At 41.8% G+C, this 24,011-nt stretch carries 23 protein-coding genes and 1 pseudogene; 9 read left to right on the plus strand and 15 right to left on the minus strand.

Features of this window, described 5'->3' with window-relative positions; translation table 11 throughout:
* The first annotated feature begins 10 nt into the window (after window positions 1–10).
* Window positions 11–925, plus strand: a complete 915-nt coding sequence (locus tag CFE23_RS03840) for a hypothetical protein (protein WP_291084249.1) — start codon at window positions 11–13, stop codon at window positions 923–925.
* Window positions 926–990: 65 nt separating this feature from the next.
* Window positions 991–1,725 (plus strand): 23S rRNA (guanosine(2251)-2'-O)-methyltransferase RlmB, encoded by a 735-nt coding sequence (rlmB, locus tag CFE23_RS03845; RefSeq protein ID WP_291084252.1) that lies wholly within the window; start codon window positions 991–993, stop codon window positions 1,723–1,725.
* Here the strand turns inward: rlmB and CFE23_RS03850 are convergent.
* The gene (locus tag CFE23_RS03850; RefSeq protein ID WP_291084255.1) at window positions 1,722–2,492 is read right to left on the minus strand and encodes a rhomboid family intramembrane serine protease; all 771 of its coding nucleotides are present in this window, start codon (window positions 2,490–2,492) and stop codon (window positions 1,722–1,724) included. The genes rlmB and CFE23_RS03850 overlap by 4 nt on opposite strands.
* Before the next feature lie 215 nt (window positions 2,493–2,707).
* Between CFE23_RS03850 and CFE23_RS03855 the strand changes: the two genes are divergently transcribed.
* Entirely contained in the window at window positions 2,708–3,985 is a 1,278-nt protein-coding gene (locus CFE23_RS03855; protein WP_291084258.1) for a replication-associated recombination protein A, read from the plus strand.
* Here the strand turns inward: CFE23_RS03855 and CFE23_RS03860 are convergent, their stop codons facing one another.
* From CFE23_RS03860 to CFE23_RS03900, 9 genes are all read right to left on the minus strand, one after another.
* Entirely contained in the window at window positions 3,986–4,726 is a 741-nt protein-coding gene (locus CFE23_RS03860) for a hypothetical protein (RefSeq protein WP_291084260.1), read from the minus strand.
* A gap of 2 nt (window positions 4,727–4,728) precedes the next feature.
* Window positions 4,729–5,415 (minus strand): YjjG family noncanonical pyrimidine nucleotidase, encoded by a 687-nt coding sequence (locus CFE23_RS03865; protein WP_291084263.1) that lies wholly within the window; start codon window positions 5,413–5,415, stop codon window positions 4,729–4,731.
* A 66-nt stretch (window positions 5,416–5,481) separates the two neighbouring features.
* Window positions 5,482–6,177 (minus strand): DNA repair protein RadC, encoded by a 696-nt coding sequence (radC, locus tag CFE23_RS03870; protein ID WP_291084266.1) that lies wholly within the window; start codon window positions 6,175–6,177, stop codon window positions 5,482–5,484.
* Between the two features lie 65 nt (window positions 6,178–6,242).
* A complete protein-coding gene (locus tag CFE23_RS03875) occupies window positions 6,243–7,601 on the minus strand; it encodes a Mur ligase family protein (protein ID WP_291084269.1) in 1,359 nt (452 codons plus the stop codon).
* Complete coding sequence (locus CFE23_RS03880; protein WP_291084272.1) at window positions 7,601–8,299, minus strand: TRAP transporter TatT component family protein; 699 nt, start codon at window positions 8,297–8,299, stop codon at window positions 7,601–7,603. Before CFE23_RS03880 ends, CFE23_RS03875 begins: the two co-directional genes overlap by 1 nt.
* A gap of 106 nt (window positions 8,300–8,405) precedes the next feature.
* Window positions 8,406–9,254, minus strand: coding sequence for a lipoprotein (locus tag CFE23_RS03885; protein WP_291084275.1), 849 nt, complete (start codon window positions 9,252–9,254; stop codon window positions 8,406–8,408).
* 10 nt (window positions 9,255–9,264) lie between these two features.
* A complete protein-coding gene (locus tag CFE23_RS03890) occupies window positions 9,265–10,074 on the minus strand; it encodes a hypothetical protein (RefSeq protein WP_291084278.1) in 810 nt (269 codons plus the stop codon).
* A gap of 14 nt (window positions 10,075–10,088) precedes the next feature.
* A complete protein-coding gene (locus CFE23_RS03895; protein WP_291084281.1) occupies window positions 10,089–11,609 on the minus strand; it encodes a RagB/SusD family nutrient uptake outer membrane protein in 1,521 nt (506 codons plus the stop codon).
* A gap of 13 nt (window positions 11,610–11,622) precedes the next feature.
* Window positions 11,623–14,682, minus strand: a complete 3,060-nt coding sequence (locus CFE23_RS03900) for a TonB-dependent receptor (protein ID WP_291084283.1) — start codon at window positions 14,680–14,682, stop codon at window positions 11,623–11,625.
* Between the two features lie 338 nt (window positions 14,683–15,020).
* Here CFE23_RS03900 and CFE23_RS03905 point away from each other — a divergent pair, with 338 nt between their 5' ends.
* The gene (locus tag CFE23_RS03905; RefSeq protein WP_291084285.1) at window positions 15,021–15,632 is read left to right on the plus strand and encodes a ribonuclease HII; all 612 of its coding nucleotides are present in this window, start codon (window positions 15,021–15,023) and stop codon (window positions 15,630–15,632) included.
* A gap of 1 nt (window position 15,633) precedes the next feature.
* Here the strand turns inward: CFE23_RS03905 and lipB are convergent, their stop codons facing one another.
* On the minus strand, window positions 15,634–16,335 hold the full coding sequence (gene lipB / locus CFE23_RS03910) for a lipoyl(octanoyl) transferase LipB (RefSeq protein ID WP_291084289.1): 702 nt from the start codon (window positions 16,333–16,335) through the stop codon (window positions 15,634–15,636).
* Window positions 16,336–16,340: 5 nt separating this feature from the next.
* Window positions 16,341–17,084 (minus strand): hypothetical protein, encoded by a 744-nt coding sequence (locus CFE23_RS03915; protein ID WP_291084293.1) that lies wholly within the window; start codon window positions 17,082–17,084, stop codon window positions 16,341–16,343.
* 146 nt (window positions 17,085–17,230) lie between these two features.
* On the opposite strand from CFE23_RS03915, the gene lysS reads away from it, so the two are divergent.
* The 3 genes from lysS (at window position 17,231) to CFE23_RS03930 (ending at window position 20,074) form a co-directional block, all read left to right on the plus strand.
* The gene (gene lysS, locus CFE23_RS03920; RefSeq protein WP_291084296.1) at window positions 17,231–18,940 is read left to right on the plus strand and encodes a lysine--tRNA ligase; all 1,710 of its coding nucleotides are present in this window, start codon (window positions 17,231–17,233) and stop codon (window positions 18,938–18,940) included.
* Between the two features lie 237 nt (window positions 18,941–19,177).
* Window positions 19,178–19,633, plus strand: coding sequence for a hypothetical protein (locus CFE23_RS03925; RefSeq protein ID WP_291084299.1), 456 nt, complete (start codon window positions 19,178–19,180; stop codon window positions 19,631–19,633).
* A 72-nt stretch (window positions 19,634–19,705) separates the two neighbouring features.
* Complete coding sequence (locus CFE23_RS03930; protein ID WP_291084302.1) at window positions 19,706–20,074, plus strand: hypothetical protein; 369 nt, start codon at window positions 19,706–19,708, stop codon at window positions 20,072–20,074.
* A gap of 53 nt (window positions 20,075–20,127) precedes the next feature.
* On the opposite strand, the gene hemL is transcribed toward CFE23_RS03930, so the two are convergent.
* Genes hemL through CFE23_RS03945 form a run of 3 tightly spaced genes read right to left on the minus strand, consistent with a single transcriptional unit; the run spans window position 20,128 to window position 23,218 of the window.
* Window positions 20,128–21,414: a glutamate-1-semialdehyde 2,1-aminomutase gene (gene hemL, locus CFE23_RS03935; RefSeq protein WP_291084305.1), complete on the minus strand. Its 1,287-nt coding sequence runs from the start codon at window positions 21,412–21,414 to the stop codon at window positions 20,128–20,130.
* Window positions 21,415–21,432: 18 nt separating this feature from the next.
* Window positions 21,433–22,320: a glucosaminidase domain-containing protein gene (locus tag CFE23_RS03940; protein WP_291084308.1), complete on the minus strand. Its 888-nt coding sequence runs from the start codon at window positions 22,318–22,320 to the stop codon at window positions 21,433–21,435.
* A complete protein-coding gene (locus CFE23_RS03945; protein WP_291084311.1) occupies window positions 22,313–23,218 on the minus strand; it encodes a pyridoxal-phosphate dependent enzyme in 906 nt (301 codons plus the stop codon). The genes CFE23_RS03940 and CFE23_RS03945 overlap by 8 nt, the downstream gene beginning before the upstream one ends.
* Before the next feature lie 68 nt (window positions 23,219–23,286).
* Between CFE23_RS03945 and CFE23_RS03950 the strand changes: the two genes are divergently transcribed.
* Together CFE23_RS03950 and CFE23_RS03955 are read left to right on the plus strand one after the other, a co-directional pair.
* The gene (locus tag CFE23_RS03950) at window positions 23,287–23,472 is read left to right on the plus strand and encodes a DUF5522 domain-containing protein (protein ID WP_291084313.1); all 186 of its coding nucleotides are present in this window, start codon (window positions 23,287–23,289) and stop codon (window positions 23,470–23,472) included.
* Between the two features lie 63 nt (window positions 23,473–23,535).
* Window positions 23,536–24,011: pseudogene (locus CFE23_RS03955) on the plus strand (urocanate hydratase); the annotation flags it as partial.

Here is a 24,011-nt window from a genome sequence, read left to right on the forward strand (position 1 = left end):
ATAAATTATTATGAAAAATATAAAATTAATATTCACCTTACTCGCAATCGTATTGCTGGTTCCATCTTGTGAGAATGATGGCGGTGATTCAAAAATAGACACTCAGAACGGTGCCGTGCCTAATGTACAAAAGGTTGAAGATTCGGAAGCTTTTGTAAATCTGGTAGCTGTAAACAATGGCGACCCAATTAATTTACAGTTTACCATCGGTGTTGGAGAAGGGGAAGAATTGGTCCAGTCAATGGATGTCCTTCTTTTCTATTATAAAACTGACGGAAGTGTATACAAGGGCACCCTTGATAATGATGTGACATCTTTTCCTAAGACTTACAGCATTTCACAGGCAGATTTATTTGACGTATTTGATGAATTGAATTCGGCAGCAGATATTGAAGTTGGCGATCAATTGCTTGTAACCACAAATGTCACGTTAAAAGACGGAACGAACATTCAAATGGTTAATGATGATGGATCCAATAACTTTTCACCGAATATTGCGAATTCTTCATTTTATGACGTTATACAAACGTATAATGTAGCGTGTGAATCGGATCTGGGAGGAACTTATAACTACACAACAACCAACGCAAGTGCTCCAACGGGAGAGTTTGCTGCTGGTCCTTTAACCGGAACTACTACGTTAACTGACAATGGTGGTGGCGTCTATTCAATAGATGATGCGTCGTTTGGCGGCTGGATTGGGCTATATGGACCGGGTAATGTTGCTACAGGAGTAACGTTTACAGATGTTTGTGGCCAGCTTTCGTACACCGATGCTGACCAATTTGGTGAAATTTTTACGCTAAGCAATCTCGTTGTAAATGGCAGTGAACTCTCCTTCCATTGGGAGAACGATTATGGTGAATTTGGTGACACAACGCTAACCAGGACCGATGGTACTGATTGGCCTCCTTTGCACTTATAATCGCAATAAAACATTCTTGAAAAAGGGTTGGTCAATGGCCAACCCTTTTTTTATATCTTTGCCGCATGGAAAAAGAACATTTAATTTTTGGGATCAGAGCAATTATTGAGGCGATAACCGCAAAAAAAGAAGTAGATAAAGTATTTCTACAGAAAGATATTTCGGGAGAGCTGATGAAAGACTTGATGAAAGTCCTGAAAAGAAATAACATCAACTTCTCCTACGTTCCTGTTGAAAAACTCAACCGATTAACGGTAAACAACCACCAGGGTGCTGTAGCATCGATATCTCCCGTGAGTTTTCACGATCTTGAAACGCTCACTGAAAAAATTCTTGCTACCGGTAAGAACCCGTTGTTTCTAATCCTCGATCAAATTTCAGATGCCCGAAATTTTGGAGCAATTATCCGTACCGCGGAATGTACAGGCGTCGACGCCATCATTGTCCAGAAAGCAGGTTCTGCCCCCGTGAATGGCGATACGGTAAAAACATCAGCTGGCGCCGTATTTAATGTGCCTATTTGTAAAGTTGAACACATCAAAGATGCCATTTTCTATCTTCAGGGCTCGGGATTTCGCACGATTGCCGCCACCGAAAAAACCGATCAGAATGTTTATGATGTGGCGTTAAGTGGACCCATTGCAATCATTATGGGTTCAGAAGACCGTGGAATAAATCCGTCGGTTTTGAAAATCGTAGACGACAAAGCCAAGTTACCCATGTTCGGCAGTATCGGTTCGTTGAATGTTTCCGTCGCCTGCGGCGCATTCCTTTATGAAGCGCTTCGTCAGCGCAGTTAATCAGCATCAGGATCTTCTTCTTTTCTGGAAGGAATAAATTGATATACATATTTTATCTCCGGAATGTCAGTAGAAGTTCCTTCTCTCTCAGGCTCTGGTGGCGGGAGGTTCACAAAATTTCCGTTTTCATCAAATCGCTGCATAAATTTGTCGTGCTGCGGGTTATAATCCGGCTTTTCCCATTCGTACCTGATTAACTTCTGATAGTCCGGGGTCTTGTAAAGAAATGCAAATACAAAACCTGTGATCAAGCCTCCCAAATGGCCTTCCCACGAAATCTTCTCATCCACTCCCGGAAAGATATACCACACCAAACCGCCATAAATCAAAGTAACCATCAGCGACAATGCCACCAATCGGTAGTAGCGGGTAAGAATGCCTTTTAAAAAAATGAACGCCACCAGGACGTAGATCAATGCACTTGCGCCGATATGAAATGAATCGCGTCCGATAGCCCAGGTAATTAGTCCGGAAAACAGTACGCCAAATATCAAAACCCGAAACGTCAACTCGCGGTAGAAATAGCGCAAAGCTGCCAATAAAATGAAAAGCGGCACTGAATTATTGAATAAATGATTGAGGTCGCCGTGTATGAAAGGGCTAAAAAGAACACCGCGCAATCCCTGGAATGTCCGCGGGTAAATGCCATAATCAGCCAATTGCAGCCCAAATTTTAAATTAGCCCAAAAGACAACCCACAATGCCAATACCGAAAACACAGGCAATGCCACTACGGAAGGTGAAAATTTAAAATGATTTTCGTTCATTGCTATTGGTTTTGGTTGCCGTACGCATAACAAACTATCGCCCAAACGAATTTTCGTGCAATTTTGTCAGTTGCGAACCGCTGGTTGATGCGCCTAGCCCGGATGGCAATGGAAATCCTTTGTTTTGCGCTTTTCAGCAAAACAAAGATTGCAATGTACAGCCGGATCAGCTCCAAAAAAAGAAATCGCATCTTAAAAAGATGTAATTTTGCAGCATGGAAGTACCCTTAGCAGAACGGATTCGCCCTAAAAACCTTGCGGAGTATGTCAGCCAGGAACACCTGGTGGGTCCGAAAGGATCGCTCACTTTACAAATAGAAAAAGGGATCATTCCTTCGCTTATTTTGTGGGGTCCTCCGGGTACCGGGAAGACAACGCTTGCCGAGATTATTGCGGAAGAATCCAAGCGCCCGTTTTACATCCTGAGCGCGATCAATTCGGGCGTGAAAGATATTCGTGAAGTCATTGACAAGGCAAAACAAAGTGGCGGGTTATTTACTGCAAGAAACCCCATACTTTTCATTGACGAGATTCACCGTTTCAGCAAATCGCAGCAGGATTCGTTGCTGGCGGCAGTTGAAAAAGGTTGGGTTACACTTATAGGTGCCACCACTGAGAACCCGAGTTTTGAAGTCATTCCGGCGTTACTGTCGAGATGTCAGGTTTATATCCTGAACGCATTCTCGAGAGAGGATCTGGAGAAGCTTTTACGACGCGCCATTGAAAAAGATGTGTTGCTTCAGAAAAAAAAAATTGAGCTAAAAGAGACAGAAGCATTGCTGCGGCTGTCCGGTGGCGACGGGAGAAAGCTGCTTAATATTTTTGAATTGGTTGTCAATGCCTCTCCAAAAGATAAAATAACCATCACCAATCAGGAAGTGCTGCGGCTGGCACAGCAGAATACGGTGCTGTATGATAAATCCGGAGAGCAGCATTACGACATTATTTCGGCTTTTATCAAATCCATTCGGGGTAGTGATCCCAACGGTGCGGTGTATTGGCTTGCGCGAATGATTGAAGGTGGCGAGGATGTCAAGTTTATCGCGAGGCGGATGTTGATTTTGGCGAGTGAAGATATCGGAAATGCCAATCCTACCGCATTGATTATGGCCAACAATACGTTCCAGGCGGTTACTGCCATCGGTTATCCTGAAAGCAGGATTATATTGAGCCAATGCGCAGTATATCTGGCTACTTCCCCGAAAAGCAATGCGAGTTATATGGCCATTGGCAAAGCGCAACAAATCGTAAAACAAACGGGCGATTTACCGGTACCGTTACATTTGCGGAATGCACCTACAAAACTGATGAAGGAATTGGGATATGGTGACGATTACAAGTACGCGCACGATTTTACCAATAATTTCGTGGACCAGGATTTTTTACCCGATGCAATTGCCAGTACAAAAATTTATGATCCAGGGAATAATTCACGTGAAAATGCGACACGCGACTTCCTCAAAAACCGTTGGAAAGACAAATATGGGTATTAATCAGAGTTTGAGATTGGTTTGTTCTGACACCAGTTTATCATCCTGATAAAATTCAAAAAACCAATCGCTTCCTTTTTTTAACAGTACCCCTTGCCTACCTTGGGATGATGCCATGAAGACCTCCGGATTTGAGGTGCGTGACAGCCTAAATTTCACTGTTGAAGTATTTTCGTCAATGACGATATAGCCATTCGCTGTTGCATCGACAGATTGTTGGCTCTTAACAGCCGTGACGGTATGCTTATCAACCACAACTTCGGGCGGAGTATTTTGCTTGATTTCCGACTTCTTTTCTACAACAACGTCCATTGGCTCTGAAAAATGGTAATTCAGCGTTAGAAGCGACTTAAATGCGGTTTCAAGCGCTTCCTGGTACGCTTCGTCAAAATCTTTCTTTTTGCTTGAACCCGGACTGCTTTTCAATATGACATTGTTTTGGCAATCGCTGAAAGAGATGATGAGTTTTGTCGCTAAAAATGAGTTGGCTCTTTCAATGTCAACATAGACCTTGTTACAACGATCGGAAGCGATTTCCTGAGGCAGAATTTCGTTATCGTAAAACACGACAAAACCCATTTCCTTCAATTTCATTTTGGTAATGGTACTCATCCTGTACTGGTTGTCTTTTGACATCCAGCTAAACTTAACGGGCACAATGGCATATTGATAATTATTAATAGTTTTCTGTGCCGATGTGAAAAAACCAATAAAGAAAAATAAAGTCAACAGGTATTTTTTCATTTTTATAAGTATTCTTTTAGGTGTAACAAATGTTTTATGGACTTTACGTTGTCGAATGTTTCCGTGTCGTGAACATTAAAAAAAATCGCGTCGAAACCACAATTTATGGCCCCCATAACGTCGGCTTCGAGGCTGTCTCCAATCATTAAGGAACATTCCTTTGACGCGTTTGCCTGATTTAATGCGTACTCAAATATTTTTGGATTCGGCTTTTTCACCCCGGCAGTTTCAGAATTCGTCACAGTCTGGAAATACTGTTGGATATTGGCATTCCGAAGCTTATTCCCCTGTACTTCCTGAAATCCATTCGTAATGATGTGCAGGCGGTATTTTTTACTTAAGTACTCCAGAATTTCAGTAGTGCCTTCAAAAAGATGGTTAAATTGAGGCAGGTAATTAATGTAGTCTACTGAAATCAACTCAATCGTTTCATCATTGATTGTATAGTTCATCAGGTCGAATGCTTCTTTCAGCCTGCCGTACCGCAATTCCTGCTGCGTTACTTTGTCGTATTGATACAGCTGCCAGTATTTAAGGTTAATGGGGATGTAATGAACGAGGAAATTGTCGAGCGTAACGTCGATTTGATGTTTAGAGAACACTGTTTCAAACGCGAGCGCGGAATTTTTTTCAAAATCCCAAAGTGTATGGTCAAGATCAAAAAAAATGTCAGATATTTTGCGTTCCATTGTGACGTTTATCATTGCAAATGTCGGGAAGTTTTAGTCAACTTTAGAATAATAATAGTGTGCAATTTACAAAATTCCCTCATCGGCAAAACTGTAGTAATTTTCATCAGTGATGATGACGTGATCCAACACCCTGATATCGAGGTTCTCGCCCGCTGCGACAAGCTTTCGCGTGATGGCCTTATCAGAATCACTTGCTATGAGCGTGCCGGAAGGATGATTATGGCACAGTATAACAGCAGTAGCGCCCAGCTCCAACGCCGACTTGAAGACGAGCCTGACGTCGACAAGCGTTCCGGTTATACCACCTTTGCTTAGCTGTAATTTTGTAAGGACCCTGTTGGCGTTGTTGAGATAAATCACCCAAAATTCTTCATGAGGCAATGCACCGATGATGGGCAGCATCACGTCAAAAATCGTTTGGCTGGAACGAATCTTTTCCGGTTCCATAAGTTCAGAGGCTTTTCTTCTTGCCGACAGTTCGAGGGCTGCAACAATAGCGATCGCTTTTGCTTCGCCTATGCCTTTAAAGCCCATAAACTGCTTTAATGACATTTTGTAAAGTGAATTAAGGTTGTTTCCGGCGCTTGAGAGGATTCTTTTACTTAGGGAAACTGCAGTTTCGTTTTTGCTTCCCGATCCAATCAGTATGGCAAGAAGCTCGGCATCGCTTAAAGCATTTTTACCTTTAAGCATTAATTTTTCGCGTGGTTTATCATCTTCTGACCAACTGCGGATTGGGAAGTTGCTATTTTCAGACATTTTGTATGGCGTTTATGTTTGCAATTTACAAACTCCGAACAAAAAAACCGCCGAAGCGGTTCATTTTATATCAGCTGCCTGATGTCGTCAAAATTGAGCCCACCATAATTACCGGAGCTCATCAGCAAAAGAGCTATTTTCTCAGTATCGAATTTCAGGTGAAAAAGGTATTCCTTAAACGCTTCCGGATTTGTGTAAATAATCAAATCGTTTCTTTTAAAAGCGTTCGCAATCTGCTCTGAGGTGATAACGTCAAGCTGTTTAATCTTCAACGCATCTGGTGAATAGAAAACTACGGCAACATCGGCTGCATCAAGTGCCCCCTCATATTCCTTCAGAAATTCAGGATTAAGGCTGCTGTAGGTATGTAACTCCAGACAGGCAATAAGGGTCCTTTCCGGGTACTGTTCTTTTACCGCGCGGGTTGTCGCAGAAACCTTACTCGGTGAATGTGCAAAATCCTTGTAGGCGACGTTCCTTGAATTTTCGGCTATTTTCTCGAGCCTTTTAGAGGCGCCTTTAAAACTGGCGATGGCTTCATAAAAGTCTGACTCGTCAATGCCCATATTTTGGCAAATCCATTTTGCACCGGCAAGATTATTCAGATTGTGCGCGCCGAAAACCTCAATAGGCATGTGTCCTTCTTTGGTTTCGATGTAGGTGACACCCTCTTTTACAAAGTAATTGGGTGTGTGGTAAGGAATTTTCCTGATGGGATTAATTGCAGCTTCTGCAACCTTCTTCACTTCTGCATCATTTTCGTTATACACAAAAATTCCGCCATTTGTGATATGACTAACAAATATCTCGAATTGTTCTACGTAATTTTCATAAGTAGGAAAAACATTAATATGGTCCCAAGCTATTCCTGATATCAATGCAATATTTGGTTGGTACAAATGAAACTTGGGTCTTCGATCGATGGGTGACGATAAATATTCATCCCCTTCCAACACAATAAAGTCGTTATACGGGGTGAGGTGTACCATCGTATCAAACCCATCTAATTGTGCGCCCACCATATAGTCCACATCTACATTGTGATAATGCATCACATGCAAAATCATGGAAGTAATTGTTGTTTTCCCGTGCGACCCCCCTATAACGACGCGGGTTTTGTCTCTTGATTGTTCGTAAAGAAATTCGGGGTACGAATAAATCCTTAGTCCCAATTCCTCAGCGCGGATTAACTCCGGGTTATCCGCTTTAGCGTGCATTCCCAAAATTACCGCGTCAATATCCGGAGTGATTTTCGCAGGAAACCAACCAAGTTGATCGGGCAGCAACCCTTTATTTCTCAACCGTGAATTGGACGGTTCAAATATTGCGTCATCGCTTCCAGTGACATGATATCCTTTATTGTGCAACGCAAGAGCCAGGTTGTGCATGGCACTTCCTCCAATGGCTATAAAATGTGTACGCATTAAGATTTATTTTTTTCGTTGAATTCTGCTAAAGTCTTTTTCGCTTTTTCCGGTTGATCCATCTTGTTTTTATACAAATCCGCTAACTTTTGGTAACAAACTTTCGAACTCCCCAATTCAATTGCCTTCTTGTACTCTCTTTCCGCCTCGGCATAGCGTTCAAAATACTCGTGAATATGCCCTTTGGACAGATGCCCGTCAACAGGAGAAAGCTTCAACAGCTGATCGGCATAAACGAGCGCCTTTTTCTCACTTCCACCTAAAATACCCGGAAGCTGAAGATACAATTCAATCAATGCCCAACGGGCTTCGATATGTTTGGGATCAAGCTTAATCGCTTTTTCAAAGCTACTCTTTACCTCCCCTATCATTCCTAGTGCCTTGAATTTATTTGACTCTTTGGCAATCATCCCAAGCACTCCGCCATACTTGTAAATGTACTCCGCATTGTTTGGCTGTAACGTTTTGAGCTTTTTATAATAGGCAAGTGCATTCTGCCATTTTTTCTGCGCTCCCTGAATATCGCCAAGATACTCCATGACCTTAAAATTAACGGGCTCTGCACGTAAAATTCGCTCAAACTTTTGCTGCGCCTGAGCGTACTTTTGCTGGCGAAACAAAACTTCTGCTTTCTCGAAATCGCTTTGCGAAAACGAAAGGATTGGAATAAAAAACAGCAATGATAATAGGTACCTCATAAAAATTTTGTAGCAGTCCCAAAAATAAATAAAAATAACTTCAACAATTGAATTTAAACATAAAAAAAGCCCGCTTAAAGCGGGCTTTGAATTTTATAAAGAAATGTTAATTCCCTACGGGAGAATAAATAACATTAACTGTAAAAGGATTTGTGAAAATACCTTGTCTCAAAACAAGATCGAAAGTATCCGAACAAGGATCGTACGTACCCTCGCCACCAAGGTATCTGTTAGGAAAAGCAGCCGAATTAATACCTACAACAGTCACAGAATAATCATCATTGACAGTAATAGTAGCCGGATAATCCCTGATGGCCGCAGCATTGCCAGTAATCGCAGGAACAAATCCTACGCCCCATGCAGAGGCCGTTGTAAACTGCCTTGGATTCCCAGCCACAGGAACTAGCGTTTGAGTAAATGCAGGACCAACAAAACCGGTAGAAGCTTCTGCAGTTCCGGCATATGTAGTACCAATGTTAACCGGACAAATTTTAACTCTAACGACAGTTGGACGAGAGTTATCTGGCAAACCAATTTGGACACTAGACTTGCTTGTAGAAGTCAGCGTAACATCAAACTCAGTAGACGCAGTCAAAGCAGCTTCAGCAATATTGATCATCAAATTACCGTTACGGGTAGCTTCACCAAACTGATCTTTGTAGATTTGAGCAACTCCACTCCTTTCAGGAATAATTCCCACGGAACTTCCCGAAACATCGGTAATAGTATAATTCACATCAATGCCATCCGCATTTACCGGTGCATTAAGCACTATAGGCAAACTAATTACGGACGCGCCCTCATAGACGAACTCCTTGGCAGAGCCGTCAACAAACTGAACCCAACCGCTAGAAGGATCTGCGTCGTCAAACCGACCCGTGTTCTTATCATTTTCATTACAAGAACTTAGGGCAAGAGCCGCACCAAAGAACAATATATAAATGGACTTTTTCATTTTAATTATTTTATTGTTTAGTTAAAACTACTTTACTGGCGTCAAAACTTCCAGCTGCAACAGTAACCCTAAAATTAAGAGTAATTACATTAGTACAAGCATCAACACTACTAGGATCCAACGCAGCATCTCTGACGTCAACATAGGCATTACCGTAAGTTGCGTTAACGTAAAGGAAGTTATCCAAATACGGCGGAAAAGTGATCACAGTGTTATTTGGATCTTCACTAACGAAGACCGAAGTTCTTGAATTAGGATCAACATCCCAAATATTCCTGAAAACCAATTCGTTCGGAGCATCACCAGCCTCAGCAATCACAGTATAATTGTAAGGCCCTGGAGTTTCAACCGCGGCATAGGTACCAAGTAAGCTATCTCTATCGACCGGACAAACCTGCGTTACATTAATTATTGCTTTGTTGGCGTCGAACACCTGCCCATCAGCATTAGTGGCAAACGAAATTGTCAAAACTTTAGGATCCTCTAACCCCACATCCATGCCATGGACAACAAGTACCCCTTTATTTGAATTTGCAGGAATCGTGACAGTCGAAGGCACTGAATAGGTTGCCGGATCAGCACTACTTTCTTCCGAAATAACACTAATATTGAATACACGATCAACATTAGACACTGTGCTCGAGTTCAAGGTTACTTCTAATTCCCCGGTAGCATTCACGAGAACTGGTAACGTATAAACCGCATTAGAAAAAGAAAGGAGGGTCTGGCTATCAGACGTACCGTCATACACCGCAGTATCAGCTTCTCCGCAAGAAGCGAAGAAAACAGATGCAATCAGTAATTTAAAGATTGTTTTCATAGAAATTTATTTATTTAATTAACGGGATAACCCGGATTTTGTGTAATTATACTATTCGCATTCAATTCACTTTGAGGAATTGGCAACGTGAAGCGGTAATCATTTGCTGCCAAATCTGTTGGAGCAGCAAAAGTAGCAGCATCAGACGCAAGTCTACTGATACCAATACCAAGTTCACCTCCAAGCCTCTTCAGATCCAAATACCGGTGACCTTCAAAAGCAAGCTCTTTACGGCGCTCCAAAAGCACATCAGTAAGAGCTGCATTGACGCTGGCGTAGGCAGGTGTTGCAGTCGGATCATTTCTCTTTGTTCTTAATGCTGCAATCGATGAAGCAGCTCCAGCTAAATTATTATTTCTAGCTTGTGCTTCAGCTAAAATTAACTGTATCTCAGAATAACGAAAAATCTTCACATCATTAACCAGAAAATCAGCAGCAGCACCAGGATACTTACCAATCAGTATAATCCCATTGTAAGCGGGTGCAGGAGCATTCGGAGCGGAACCTTCTGGATCCCCCACAGCCACAAATGTGACCGCTTTACGAACATCAGCATCATCAAAAAGATTGTACAGTTGTTTTGACGCTTCCAACACTGGACTACCAGTTCTTCTAACCCTGTTTGCATACCAGTTACCCGCAATACCATTGTCTCCAGTATTTGGGTTACGCGCTAATGAGAAAATAATTTCTCCCTGTGCTGTATCAGTAAACATATCCTGGTAAGCAGCAGCGTCGGCCAAAGAACCTGTAGACATCAAGTCTGTCGCTATCGTTTCAGCTAAAACATAATTCTCTGTATCCAATGCCAATCTCGCCTGCATCGCCTTTACCGCATTTACACTCATATAATGCCATGAATTAAATGCCGCTCCAACAGTAAAACCGTCCAACAACGTTGCTGCCTGATCCATATCATCATTAATAAAAGCAACAATCTCCGAAACAGTGTTACGCTCAAATGTATCAGTCACTTCAGGAACGAAATCCATTTTGATTACCGACAACCCCGCTGCATTAGCATAATCAGGAGTAAAATATTCGAACAAGTCAAGATGACAAAGTGCCCTAATAGCCAATAGCTGCCCCTTAATTTTGTCAGCAGCAAATTGATCTTCGTTTGTGGCAGCTACATCTCCCGCAGGCAACGTAGGATAAATTCTTTCAAACGCCCTTAGGACCCTGTTGGCACGGTTAATTGTACCATAACGATTAGCCCAGATGCTTTCGGGAGTCGAAGTGCTTGGTTGTAAAATAAAACTATATTCACTAGAACCTTGACCACTACTAACTAATCCTTTCTTAATATTATCGGTGAAAAGATCATTGAAGAAAATGGCATCACCGTTTCCATTACTACCAGCGTCAGGACTATAAGCAGAATAAACACCATTAAGACCGGAATTTAAGTCAGCAACCGTCTGAAATGCAGCTGTTTCATCCAATTCAGACTCCTGAATGATATCGGTCGCATCGTTACACGCCCCGACGGTAAATAGCAAAGCAAATAAACCTAATTTAAATATGTTTTTCATTTTCATTTTTTTTTTAAAAATTAATTGTAGCACCAAAGGTGTAAATCTTCGGAGTTGGGTAATTACCTCTGTCTGTTGAGCGGAAACCAGCTTCAGCATCCCAACCTCTATATGAACTAAAAGTAACTATGTTCTCAGCCTGAACAAAGAATTTAACACCAGAGAACGGCGTTTTCTCCAACGATTTGCTACCAAAAGTATAGCCTAAAGAAACATTTCTCAATCGTAAGAAAGAAGCATCCTCAAGATATCTGTCTGTTCCGTTGATATAATCAATACTATTGAGGGGATTGCCTACTCTTGGAATTGTTGTAATATCCCCAGGATTCTGCCATGCATTAAGTACTGTCGTCGACCTATTACCACCATCAATAACTGTATTTGTCTCCTCTACAGTACCCAAATCTAAATTGTTTCTCCAAAGTTTGGCCATCCAACTCCACTGCGATGCCAGTTCAAAACCTTTGTAAGAAATATTAGTTCCGAAACCACCTTGCCAAACGGGATAGATCGATTTTCCAGTAGACACTCTACTCGCATCCGATATCTGTTCAGTAAGATTACCCTCGGCATCAAGAAATAACGCATTTCCATTCGCAGGATTAACACCTGCATAGCGCTGAATATAAAATACGTCAACAGGCTCGCCTTCTATAAGTGCTGATGCACCTCCTTGGAATTGAATTCCTTCAAAACTATCGGCCAATTCCAAAATTTTATTCTTATTGTAAGAAGCATTGGCATTTACACCAATATTCCAACCGTTCTTGTCATACACAACGTATTTCAATTCAGCTTCAATACCACGATTCTCCAAAGAACCTATATTGGCCCTAAGTATGCTGGTTCCAGTTATTGGAGACACAGGACGATCCTGGAACAATTGCTCAGTTGTTTTTACGTATACGTCAAAGCTACCTGATAATTTATTCTTCCATATTCCAAAATCCAAACCAATATTACTTTGCTTTAATTCCTCCCACTGCAAATCTACGTTTCCTATTTGTGTTGCGAAAGTAGCATTACCGCTATCATATCCGCCTCCCTGTCCATAAAGACTACGAGTTAAATTCAAACCTGAATATTGTGCGTTGATAATCCTCTGGTTACCTGAAGTTCCATAAGAAGCCCTCAGTTTAAGTAAGTTTAAAGCAGTCTTGTCTTTCATGAAACTTTCCTGATCGATACTCCAAGCACCACCAACGGACCAAAAAGTACCCCATTTATTATCATCCACAAAGCGGAAAGAAGCATCTCTTCTAAGCGTACCTGACAAAACATACTTGTTATCATATTCGTATTGCATATTTCCGAAGTACGAAAACAAACCTTCCTGAAGTTTGAAAGAACCAATTGTCGGGGTATAAATCTCACCGCCAAGTTCAATCGTATTAAAATCAACAAAAGCCGCACCTGTTCCCAATAACCTTGCATCAAGGCCTCTTACCTGGAAGTTAATTCCGTCGTAATGTGCTTTGTTATATTCAGTATATGCAGTAACATCAATCGAATGTTTACCGAAAGTATTGTTATAATTTAAGTTTGCAGTAGTATTAAACCTAAAGTCACGTGTCGAACCTTCACTCTGAATACCACCAAAAGTCGCCGCCTGACTTACCTGAAATGGACCAAGAATACTTCTTGGATCAAGAACCTCTTTCGTAGTGAATGTTGAATAATCGATACCGATCTGTATTCCAGCGGTAAGATTTTTTGCAAAATTATACGTAGCATTTAATGCCGAAACCATCTTAAACTCATCCTCAACATCGGTATTCATCATAGCAGAATTCAACAAGACATATGGTATTGCGTTTGCAGTAACCGCACTCGCATCACCAGGAGCAATTCCCCCATCTCTTGTGATAGAACCATCCGCATCATAAGGAGACAAATAAGGAAGCCCACGCAGAGCAGCAGAAAATGGCGCAAAGAAAATAGCGTTAGTTCCTGCACCGTCGATACCGTTAGACCTTGAAAAGTTAGCAGAAAAATTGAAAGAATAGTTAAATTTATTGTTTTCTGAACGTCCTGTGAAATTATTTCTCACACTGAAACGTTTGAAGTTTGTATTAATAAAAATACCCTCCTGATCAAAATAACTTAAAGATGTAAAGTTTGAGGTTTTTTCAGACCCTGAAGTAATCGAAAGGTCATGCGTCTGTGTTGTACCTTTTCTAAAAAAGATATCAGCCCAATTTGTGTTTGCTTGCTTAGCTCTAACATCTATTTCAGCATCACTCAAACCACCTCCAAGACCACCACCATACTGCTGCTCAAGCTTAAGCATCTGACGCGAATTCATCAATTCTATGTTTAATCCTTGCAGCTCATTAATTCCGTATTGCGAAGAGTATCTGAACTTCATCTTCTCATTCAATTTACCTCTTTTTGTAGTAATAACGATAACACCGTTACCTCCTCTATTACCGTAAATAGAGGTCGCAGAGGCATCTTTAAGCACACTAATAGTAGCAATATCATTCTGGTTGATACTTCTAAAACCATCTTCATCCACTGGACTTCCGTCAACAATAAATAATGGTTCAATATTACCATTAATAGACCCTACACCACGAAGGATAATTGTACTATCCGAACCCGGCTGACCACTTCCTGTCGCCACGTTAAGACCTGCGATTTGGCCTTGAAGGTTTTGGATAACCGATGCATTTGCCCTGTCTTCAATTGATTCAATTGAAATTGTAGCAATCGCAGAAGGATTATCTCTCTTGGTAAAAGATTTATAACCGGTATTAATAACGACAGTTTCCAATTGAGTTTCTGATAACGTTACATCAATTTTGGAAGTTGCACCCACCACAATTGTCTGACTAACATAACCTGTATAAGAAAAAACCAACGATTCTCCCTGACTAACCTTAATAGAATAGTTTCCATCAAAATCAGTTTGAGTTGCCCTGGTAGTGCCTTTAACAATAACGTTAGCTGCTGGCAACGACATTCCGTCAGAACCTTTAACCGTACCCGTTACAGTTTTTTCCTGCGCAAACGTAAACTGCACTGAAAATGCAAGTAAAAGCGCAAAAATCCATTTGAATTTCGATCTCATAATTAAATTTAATTTGAATTAGTTATTCCGCAAACTTCTTAATAATTTCTTAATTAAACAAATAAATACATTTAATATTCCAAAATTAACTTTTGCAGACAGCACAATTCTTTACAAATACTTTATTGTATTTATTCAAGAGATAACATTAATGTAAAATGGTTGCGTAAAAATGATTTTTTTTAACTTTATTGCAATCTCAGCCTCTGGATGCAGGAAGCAAACAGAAAAACAATACGTGAATAAAATGTTAAAATCATAGCTATTTTTTGATATTTTATTTCATCCTATTTTCTATTATTATAAAACATTATTTTTGACACACAATTATGCAATCAATGCTTTTATCTAATTTTTCTACATTTGTGCTGGAATCCGGAACTGATGAAGCCGGTCGCGGATGCCTGGCCGGGCCGGTTACCGCTGCAGCCGTATTATTGCCCCCGGATTTCCGACATCCTCTCCTTAATGATTCAAAACAACTTTCGGAAAAACAGCGTATGCATCTACGCCCAATAATTGAACAGCATGCTATCAGTTTCGCAGTAACGCATCTCGAACCAATAGTGATTGACGAAATAAACATACTGAATGCGTCAATAAAAGCAATGCAGGAATCCATCCTGAAATTAAACCCCTTACCTTTATATATAATAGTAGACGGAAATCGATTTAAACCACTTCCAAATATTCCGCATAGCTGCATCATCAAAGGCGATTCAAAATACTTAAGTATCGCTGCTGCTGCAATTCTTGCAAAAACCTATAGAGACGAATATATGGATGCACTACATGAAGAATTCCCAATGTACAATTGGAAACAAAATAAAGGCTATCCGACCCTGGAACACCGTGAAGCAATAAGGAAACACGGTCCAACCAGACACCACCGCATGTCTTTCAGGCTACTGCCTGAGGAGCAACTTGCACTGGATTTAAATCAATCGTAGTCTAAATGAAATTGGCACCAAATAAGTCGGTGAAATGTTTTTTGATTTTTCGCCTGACCTCTTCTTCATCGACTCTGGGTACACCGAGCTCAACATGTAGCGAAGTAACCGATTTGCCACGAATACCACAGGGAATGATGTTGTCAAAATAACCCAGGTCTGCATTGACATTCAATGCAAAACCGTGCATGGTAACCCAGCGTGACGCCCTGACACCCATCGCACAGATCTTGCGCGCAAAAGGAGTCCCAACATCAAGCCATACGCCAGTTTCTCCATCACTCCTGCTGCATTGTAATCCATATTCCGACAATGTCAGTATCACTACCTCCTCGAGAAATCGGAGGTATTTATGAATGTCAGTAAAGAAATTTTCGAGGTCCAGAATGGGATACCCTACAATCTGGCCGGGACCATGATAAGTGATGTCGCCGCCACGGTTGATTCTGTAAAAAGTGGCGCCCTTTTCCTTTAGCTGGGATTCGCTGAGCAACAGATTTCCATCATCTCCGCTTTTGCCAAGCGTATAAACGTGTGGATGCTCCACAAAAAGAAAATAATTCGGCGTCTCCAACTGCGTTTCGTCCCTGCGGTTTCTGATTTTTAAATCAACAATCTGCTGAAAAAGGACTTCCTGATAGTCCCAGGTCTCTTTGTAATCCTTAAAACCCAGATCCTGCAAGCCTACATTTTTATTTTTCATACAATCTACTCGAACTCCACTTCAAAATTTAGTTTCTCAGGTTCTTTCATATAATCCATGAATGGAAACTCAATCGTCACACTTTTTTTATCATCACTGATTACCGCACCGGCAGCACTGACTTTTTTAATTTTCTTTGGAAAGTGATACTTTACTGTATAAGTCGAGGATTCATAGATCATATTGTATGCTTCGCCCAACGAATCGTTCTCGACGTCCTTTTTTGGAAGCAAAATTGCCTTTCTCGAAAACTTCCTTCCGTTATAACTGTACTTTAGCTTGGAATTATTATTGGGCAAACCACCCGCTTTTGCTAATGGATTTGATTGATCAATCCCGTTTGTGGAGGTAATATTGCTCATCGAGGACATAGCATCCTCAATCTCAGTGACATTTTTAAAGTCTGCAGCCATAGTAAACAACATCTGCCCTTCCTTAGCATTCATTTTCATACTCATCGTGTAGTTTTCAAGTTTTTTCAAACGCTCCTGCTCTTCTTTTGGCAACTTGGAAATACTGTCTTTTTTCGTAGCTAAAAGCGTCTTGAAACTAAAGGTTGAGTCAATCACTTTATTCGCTTCTGGATTTTTTTCCACCTCTTTTCCCGCCATAGCCATCAGCGAGGAAGCGTCCATTGCAACCGAAAATTTGCCGGTTCCATCGTTATTAATGTACATGTCTTCTGTAAAGTTGCAGCTCGAGAATACGGAAACTGCAACAAGGCCCACTAGAAATTTGAATGACTTCATAATTGTAAGGATAAGTTTCGGTTTAGGCCACAAAGATACATAATCCAAAATAAGTTTAATGTTCTTTGAACCAACTCAAATCATTAGTTTCATAAAATTGTCCAATTTTAATTATTAATTATCTTTGCAGTCTTAAAAGCAAAAAAATGGCATTATCCGAACAGGAAATACTACGCAGGGAAGCACTTGCAGAATTACGCAGCCTGGGCATTGACCCCTACCCTGCAAACGAATTCACCACCACCGCCTACTCAACGCAGATTCTTAGCGACTTCGAAAAATTCGAAGGCAAAGAGGTTGTATTGGCAGGAAGACTGATGGGGAAACGAAAGATGGGAAAAGCGTCATTCGCAGAACTGAAGGATTCCGAAGGCCGCATCCAGATTTACGTTTCCCGCGATGATATTTCCAATGATGCCGAAAATACCATGTACACCACGGTCTTCCTGCGCCTACTTGATATTGGCGATTTTATCGGAATCCGCGGTACCGTTTTTAAGACAAAAGTGGGCGAGATATCGATCCACGTAAACGAACTCACGGTTTTAGCCAAAGCCCTGAAACCACTGCCCGTTGTAAAGACCGACGCAGATGGGGTCGTTCACGACGCTTTCGCAGATGCCGAGCAAAGGTACCGAAGACGTTACGTCGATCTTACCGTAAACGATCACGTAAAGGAAACCTTCATCAAAAGGACAAAACTCTTTAATGCGATGCGCAGTTTCTTCAACAATAAAGGGTACCTCGAAGTTGAAACGCCCGTCTTACAACCCATCCCGGGCGGCGCCGCCGCAAGGCCGTTCGTCACCCACCACAATGCGCTTGACGTTGCGCTTTACATGAGGATTGCCAACGAATTATACCTAAAAAGGCTAATCGTCGGAGGATTCGAAGGGGTTTACGAATTTTCCAAAAACTTCCGCAATGAAGGGATGGACCGTACACACAATCCCGAGTTTACAGCGATGGAAATTTACGTGGCCTACAAGGATTACAACTGGATGATGAAGTTTACCGAAAACCTCCTCGAGCACTGCGCTACAGAAGTAAACGGAACTACCGAAGCCACTTTCGGCGAACATACCGTGAATTTTAAAGCACCGTACGCCCGTGTTACCATGACCGACGCTATAAAACAATACACCGGTTTCGACATTTCCGGCAAAAGCGAAGCCGAGTTGTTCGAAGCTGCCAAATCGATGGGAATCGAAGTCGACGCGACCATGGGCAAAGGAAAACTTATCGACGAAATCTTTGGCGCGAAATGCGAAGGGAATTTCATCCAGCCCACATTCATCACCGACTACCCAAAAGAAATGAGCCCGTTGTGCAAACAACACCGCGACAATCCGGAACTTACCGAACGTTTCGAGTTGATGGTCTGCGGGAAAGAAGTGGCAAACGCCTATTCTGAACTGAACGATCCAATTGACCAGGCAGCACGTTTCGAGCACCAGCTGCTGTTGTCTGAGAAAGGCGATGACGAGGCTACACAATTTATCGACTACGACTTTCTGCGTGCTTTAGAATACGGCATGCCGCCTACATCCGGGCTTGGCATCGGGATGGACAGGCTGATCATGTTCCTCACCAACAATGCGTCCATCCAGGAAGTGTTGTTCTTTCCGCAAATGCGCCCTGAGAAAAAACAGGTTCAGATTGAGCTTTCTGAAGAAGAGAAACTCATTGTCTCCCTGTTAAAAGCCAATGAAGGCAAAATGGATCTGGGGACTTTGAAGGTCACAGCAGCACTCAGCGGAAAAAAATGGGATGCCGCCACCAAAAACCTTTCAAAACATGGCCTCATTAAAGTGGCCGTTGAAGGCGATTTTAAAACCATGGAGCTGATTTCATAAATCGCATTTTTTCTATCAGGAGCTTTTCCGGCTGTACGCTTGTATCTTTCTTCAGCTAAAGAAGCTGAAAGAAAGGATACCGCTTCCATCCGGGCTAGTCCTCGTTTATGGACGCCGATGGTCTTCATCTCGTTTTTTTCAGTGTTTAAATTGTTAAAGGCACCACAAATTACGTGAAGCCATTAAACCTAAAAGGATGCACTGCGTCTTATGGCACGTAACTTAAATTTTTAAACAATGAAAAAAATGATCGCAATGGCAATTTTGATGACCGGAATGGTATCATTTGCACAACAAAAACCGGCAACCCTAAGAAATGAAAGACCTCCCGTAGAAAAACTGACGCCGGAACAACGCAAAGAACTGCGTCTTAAGCAACTCACTTTGAAGCTTGACCTGAACGCGTCACAACAGAAAGAAATGGCTACCGTAATCGCTGAGATGGATGCCAAACGAGACGCCGCCCGCGAGAATTTTAAAAAGCAAAAGGATTCGGGCAAAAAATTAACCGCTGATGAACGCTACGCTCTGAAAAACAAAATGCTTGATGAACAGATTGCCTTGAAAGCCCGATTGAAAAAGTTCCTGAACGAAGAACAAATGAAAAAATGGGAAAAAATAAAAGACGACAGAAAGCAAAATTTTAAGAAAAGGGCTCACAATCGTCCAGAAAAGAAAGAGCCGCGCAACTAATCCACAAAATAATTTTTAATTGTATTCAAAAAATAATTAGATTTGGCATACTAAATTTTATTTACCAACACTATGAAAAATTTGATTATAGCTTTTTCCCTACTTTTTGCAGTCGGAGTGAGTGCACAAAGTAAAACTACAATTATCCCAAACAGTGCTGCCGGAAAAACGACCGTTGCCGCTCCTAAGTCAAATGTGGAGAAAGCAAAACAAAATACCGCGGATTTAAATGCTTTCACGCCATTGTCAACAGAAAAACAAGCCATTTTTACGGAACTTTTTACAACGAAATACAGAATGATGACTGATGCGGGCGATTCTGCCGAAAGAAAGCAGATTGTGTCCGGAATTATTGCAAAAAAACTGGAAGCTACATTGGATGGACCCACCTTCGAAAAGGTAAAAAATAATACGGCGTTGTTCCAGAAACTTATAAATTAAGAAATACGCTTTTCTTTAAAAAAAAACGTCCCTGACCAGGGACGTTTTTCTTTTTAGAACAATTTCGATACCCTGTCTATTGCAGCGATCGTAAAATCTAAATCTTCGTAGCTCAGCGCGTCAGTGATAAACCAGGTTTCATATGCCGATGGCGCAATATAAATCCCCTCCTCTAAAAGTCCGTGAAAAAACTTCCTGAACGTATCATTGTCACCCCTTCCAGCCGACGCAAAATCAGTAACGGGATTGGCGTCAAAATGAACAGAGATCATTGAACCAACCCTATTTACAGTAAAAACGACCTTATTATTTGTCAAAACCTTCCTGATTCCCTGCTCCAGATAAGCCGTTTTTTCATCAAGTCTTCTAAATATTTCAACGTCGTTATTCAAATGTTGCAGCATCGTCAACCCTGCGGCCATAGCAAGCGGGTTACCCGATAAAGTACCCGCCTGATAAACCGGGCCTAATGGCGCAAGGTAATTCATGATCTCAGCACGCGCTGCAAACGCACCTACTGGCAATCCTCCACCGATCACTTTACCAAACGCCACAATATCCGCGGTAATACCATAAAGTTCCTGCGCCCCACCTTTAGCAAGCCGGAAACCAGTCATCACTTCATCAAAAATCAATAGAATCGCATTGGCATCACAAAGTTCACGAAGGCCTTGGAGGAAACCTTCTGCGGGAGGGATACAACCCATGTTTCCCGCAACAGGCTCTATTATTACCGCCGCTATCTCACCTGGATTGGCACCAATCAACGCCCGGACATTTTCGAGGTCGTTATAGGTTGCCAATAAGGTGTCTTTTGCCGTTCCTGCGGTTACTCCCGGACTGTTTGGCGAACCAAACGTTACGGCGCCGCTTCCGGCCTGAATTAAAAATGAATCCGAATGTCCATGGTAACAACCAGCAAACTTGATGATTTTATCCCTTTTGGTGAAGCCACGTGCCAGCCGAATCGCACTCATACAGGCTTCTGTCCCTGAATTTACGAATCGAATCTTATCAATTCCTGCAACCATTTCGACCGCAAGCTTTGCAATCTCTGTTTCCAGTTGCGTAGGCATACCGAACGAAGTTCCGAGTTTCGCCTTCTCTGTAATAGATTCCACCACCGGATCAAACGCGTGCCCTAAAATCATCGGGCCCCAGGAATTGATGTAATCGATCAGCCGGTTTCCATCCTCATCATAAAGGTACGCTCCTTTGGCGCTTTTGACAAAAATGGGCGTTCCGCCTACCGCTTTAAAAGCACGGACAGGCGAATTTACGCCGCCGGGAATAACTTTTTCTGCATCAGCAAAAAGCTGGCTGCTTCTTTGATATAACATGATAAAATGAAGTTTAAATTATTGAACGATCAGCTTTTGCCCTATTGAAAGGGAATTGTCGGCAAGGTTATTTTTCTGCCTGAGCTGGTCTACGGTTATATTGAATTTTTTTGATATGGAATAAAGGGTATCCCCTTTCTGCACTTCATAGGTCCCGGCATTTGCTCCCGAGTTAGAGACGGCGACCGGCTGTCCTTCAAAAGGCACATACTCTGTCCCCAATACCTGTGAATCGTATTGGTGCAGGTTATACCTTTCAATATAACCAATCAGTTTTTCCGGATATTTTGGATCGGTAGCATATCCTGCGGCCCGCAATCCCCTTGCCCATGCTTCATAATCGCCTTTTGGCAATTTAAATAAAGCAGAATACCTTGTTCTCGTCGTCAGGAATAACGCATGATCACGGTAAGATTCCGAAGGATCCTTGTACTTTCTGAAACATTCCTGGTCCGAATCATCATCGTGCCGTACCGTCTCTCCTGTCCAGTCGTTGTGGCATTTAATTCCGAAGTGATTGTTTGCACTTAACGCCAAATCTCCCTTCCCAGCACCTGATTCAAGAATGCCCTGCGCGAGAATAATACTCGCCGGAATGCCGTAGGTCTTCATATTTCCCATTGCAATATCCTTAAATTGAGACACATATCCATTCACTACCTCCGTATACACTACGGTTTTGGAAGTCGATTCGATTACCTCCGATTTTCGCGTTGGCGTCTGCTGCGAAGATTTCGGGGCTTGGGCCGACGTGACCTGCTTATTATGATTCGTTTTTTTTGTGGTTCTTGATGCTGTCCTGGTTGTTTTCGGGGGCATTTTCTTAGTCGTTCGCACTACTGTCTGCGTGGTGTGGCAGGCTGAAAATAAAATTAAAACCAGTAAAAAAGATGCTTTTCTAAACATGCGTATTGATGATTGGTAGTTTTCTATGCTGTAAACTAATGTTCATTCCTTCTATTCCCTGCAATCCGCCGGTATGAATTAACAGGATTTTCGAACCTTCTGGGAAATAACCGTTCTGGATCATATCCCTAACGCCAAAAACCATCTTTCCCGTATATATAGGATCAAGCAGGACTTTGTTTTTTTGGGAGAAACCATTCAAAAAAGAAACCAATGTTTCATCTACTTTACCGTACCCTCCAAAATGATAGCCACCGATTAGATCCCAGTTTTCATTGGTAGCAAAAATACGAATTTCATCCTTCAGAAAGTCGCCTTTTAATGCGGGAAATCCTAAAATTTTTTGATGCGGAAGCGCACTATTGATTATTCCGGAGATCGTGCCGCCAGTACCCACCGCACAACAGATAAAGTCGAAATGACTGTCAGCTTGGTTTAACATTTCGGCACATCCCTTTACAGCCAGAGCATTGGTCCCTCCTTCGGGAAGAAGATAGAAATCCCCAAATTTCTTTTTAAGGTTATCTAAAAATGAAACCTCCTGTTTCTGACGGTAAATGTCTCTTGTTACAAAGTGTAATTTCATCCCGCAGGAAGTTGCGAATCTTAACGTTGGATTTTCGTCTGATGTATGTTCCAGTTCTTCCCCGCGAATGATTCCGATCGTTTTCAAACCCGCTTCCTTACCGGCAAACGCTGTTGCGGCAATATGGTTTGAGAAAGCACCACCAAAAGTCAGTATAGTATCCTGTCCATCAGCATCTACCTGAAGGAGATTGTATTTTAACTTCCTGAACTTATTCCCCGAAATAAAGGGATGTATTTCATCTTCCCTTTTCAGGAAGACACTCACACTAGTATCGGTTTCGAAAAATATCTGTTGATTTCTAATCGTCATTCCCTTTATAAAAATTAATATTCCCGGCTGCGATATCGATTGCTTTGAAAATCTTAAATTTGTAGCTTATGGATGAGCAAAATAACGAAAATAAACCCGTCGAAGGTGAAGATTTTTATTACACGCCAGAAGGCTATAAATGTTTCACCGAAAAATACCATCTTAAGCGGGGTTACTGCTGCCGAAGCGGCTGCAGGCATTGCCCTTATGGCTTCGACAAAAAAACGAATACAATTAGAAAATTGGACAATTAGATAATTAGAAAATGCATCTGCAATGTTTAAATTTTTCAATCTTTAAATCTTTTAATTAAAAACATGACTTTCAAAGAACAAATAAGACAGGGAATCCCAACCGTTTTACCACAACCGAGACCATACGAAACCGACATTAACCATGCGCCGAAAAGAAAGGAAATCCTTTCTGCTGACGAAAAAAAACTCGCCATTCGCAACGCATTACGCTATTTCGATCCGAAAGACCATCCAGTGCTTGCAAAGGAGTTTTTAAACGAACTCAACACCTACGGACGCATTTACATGTACCGATTACGGCCTGATTATCAGATGTACGCCCGCCCCATTGATGAATATCCGGGTAAATGTGAGCAGGCAAAGGCCATCATGCTGATGATCCAGAACAACCTGGATTATGCCGTTGCGCAACATCCGCATGAACTGATTACGTACGGCGGGAACGGCGCCGTATTCCAAAACTGGGCGCAGTACCTGCTGACCATGAAATACCTATCCGAAATGACGGAAGAGCAAACGCTTGCCGTATATTCCGGCCA

Source organism: Flavobacterium sp. BFFFF1 (assembly GCF_002256285.1).
Taxonomy (GTDB): Bacteria; Bacteroidota; Bacteroidia; order Flavobacteriales; family Flavobacteriaceae; genus Flavobacterium.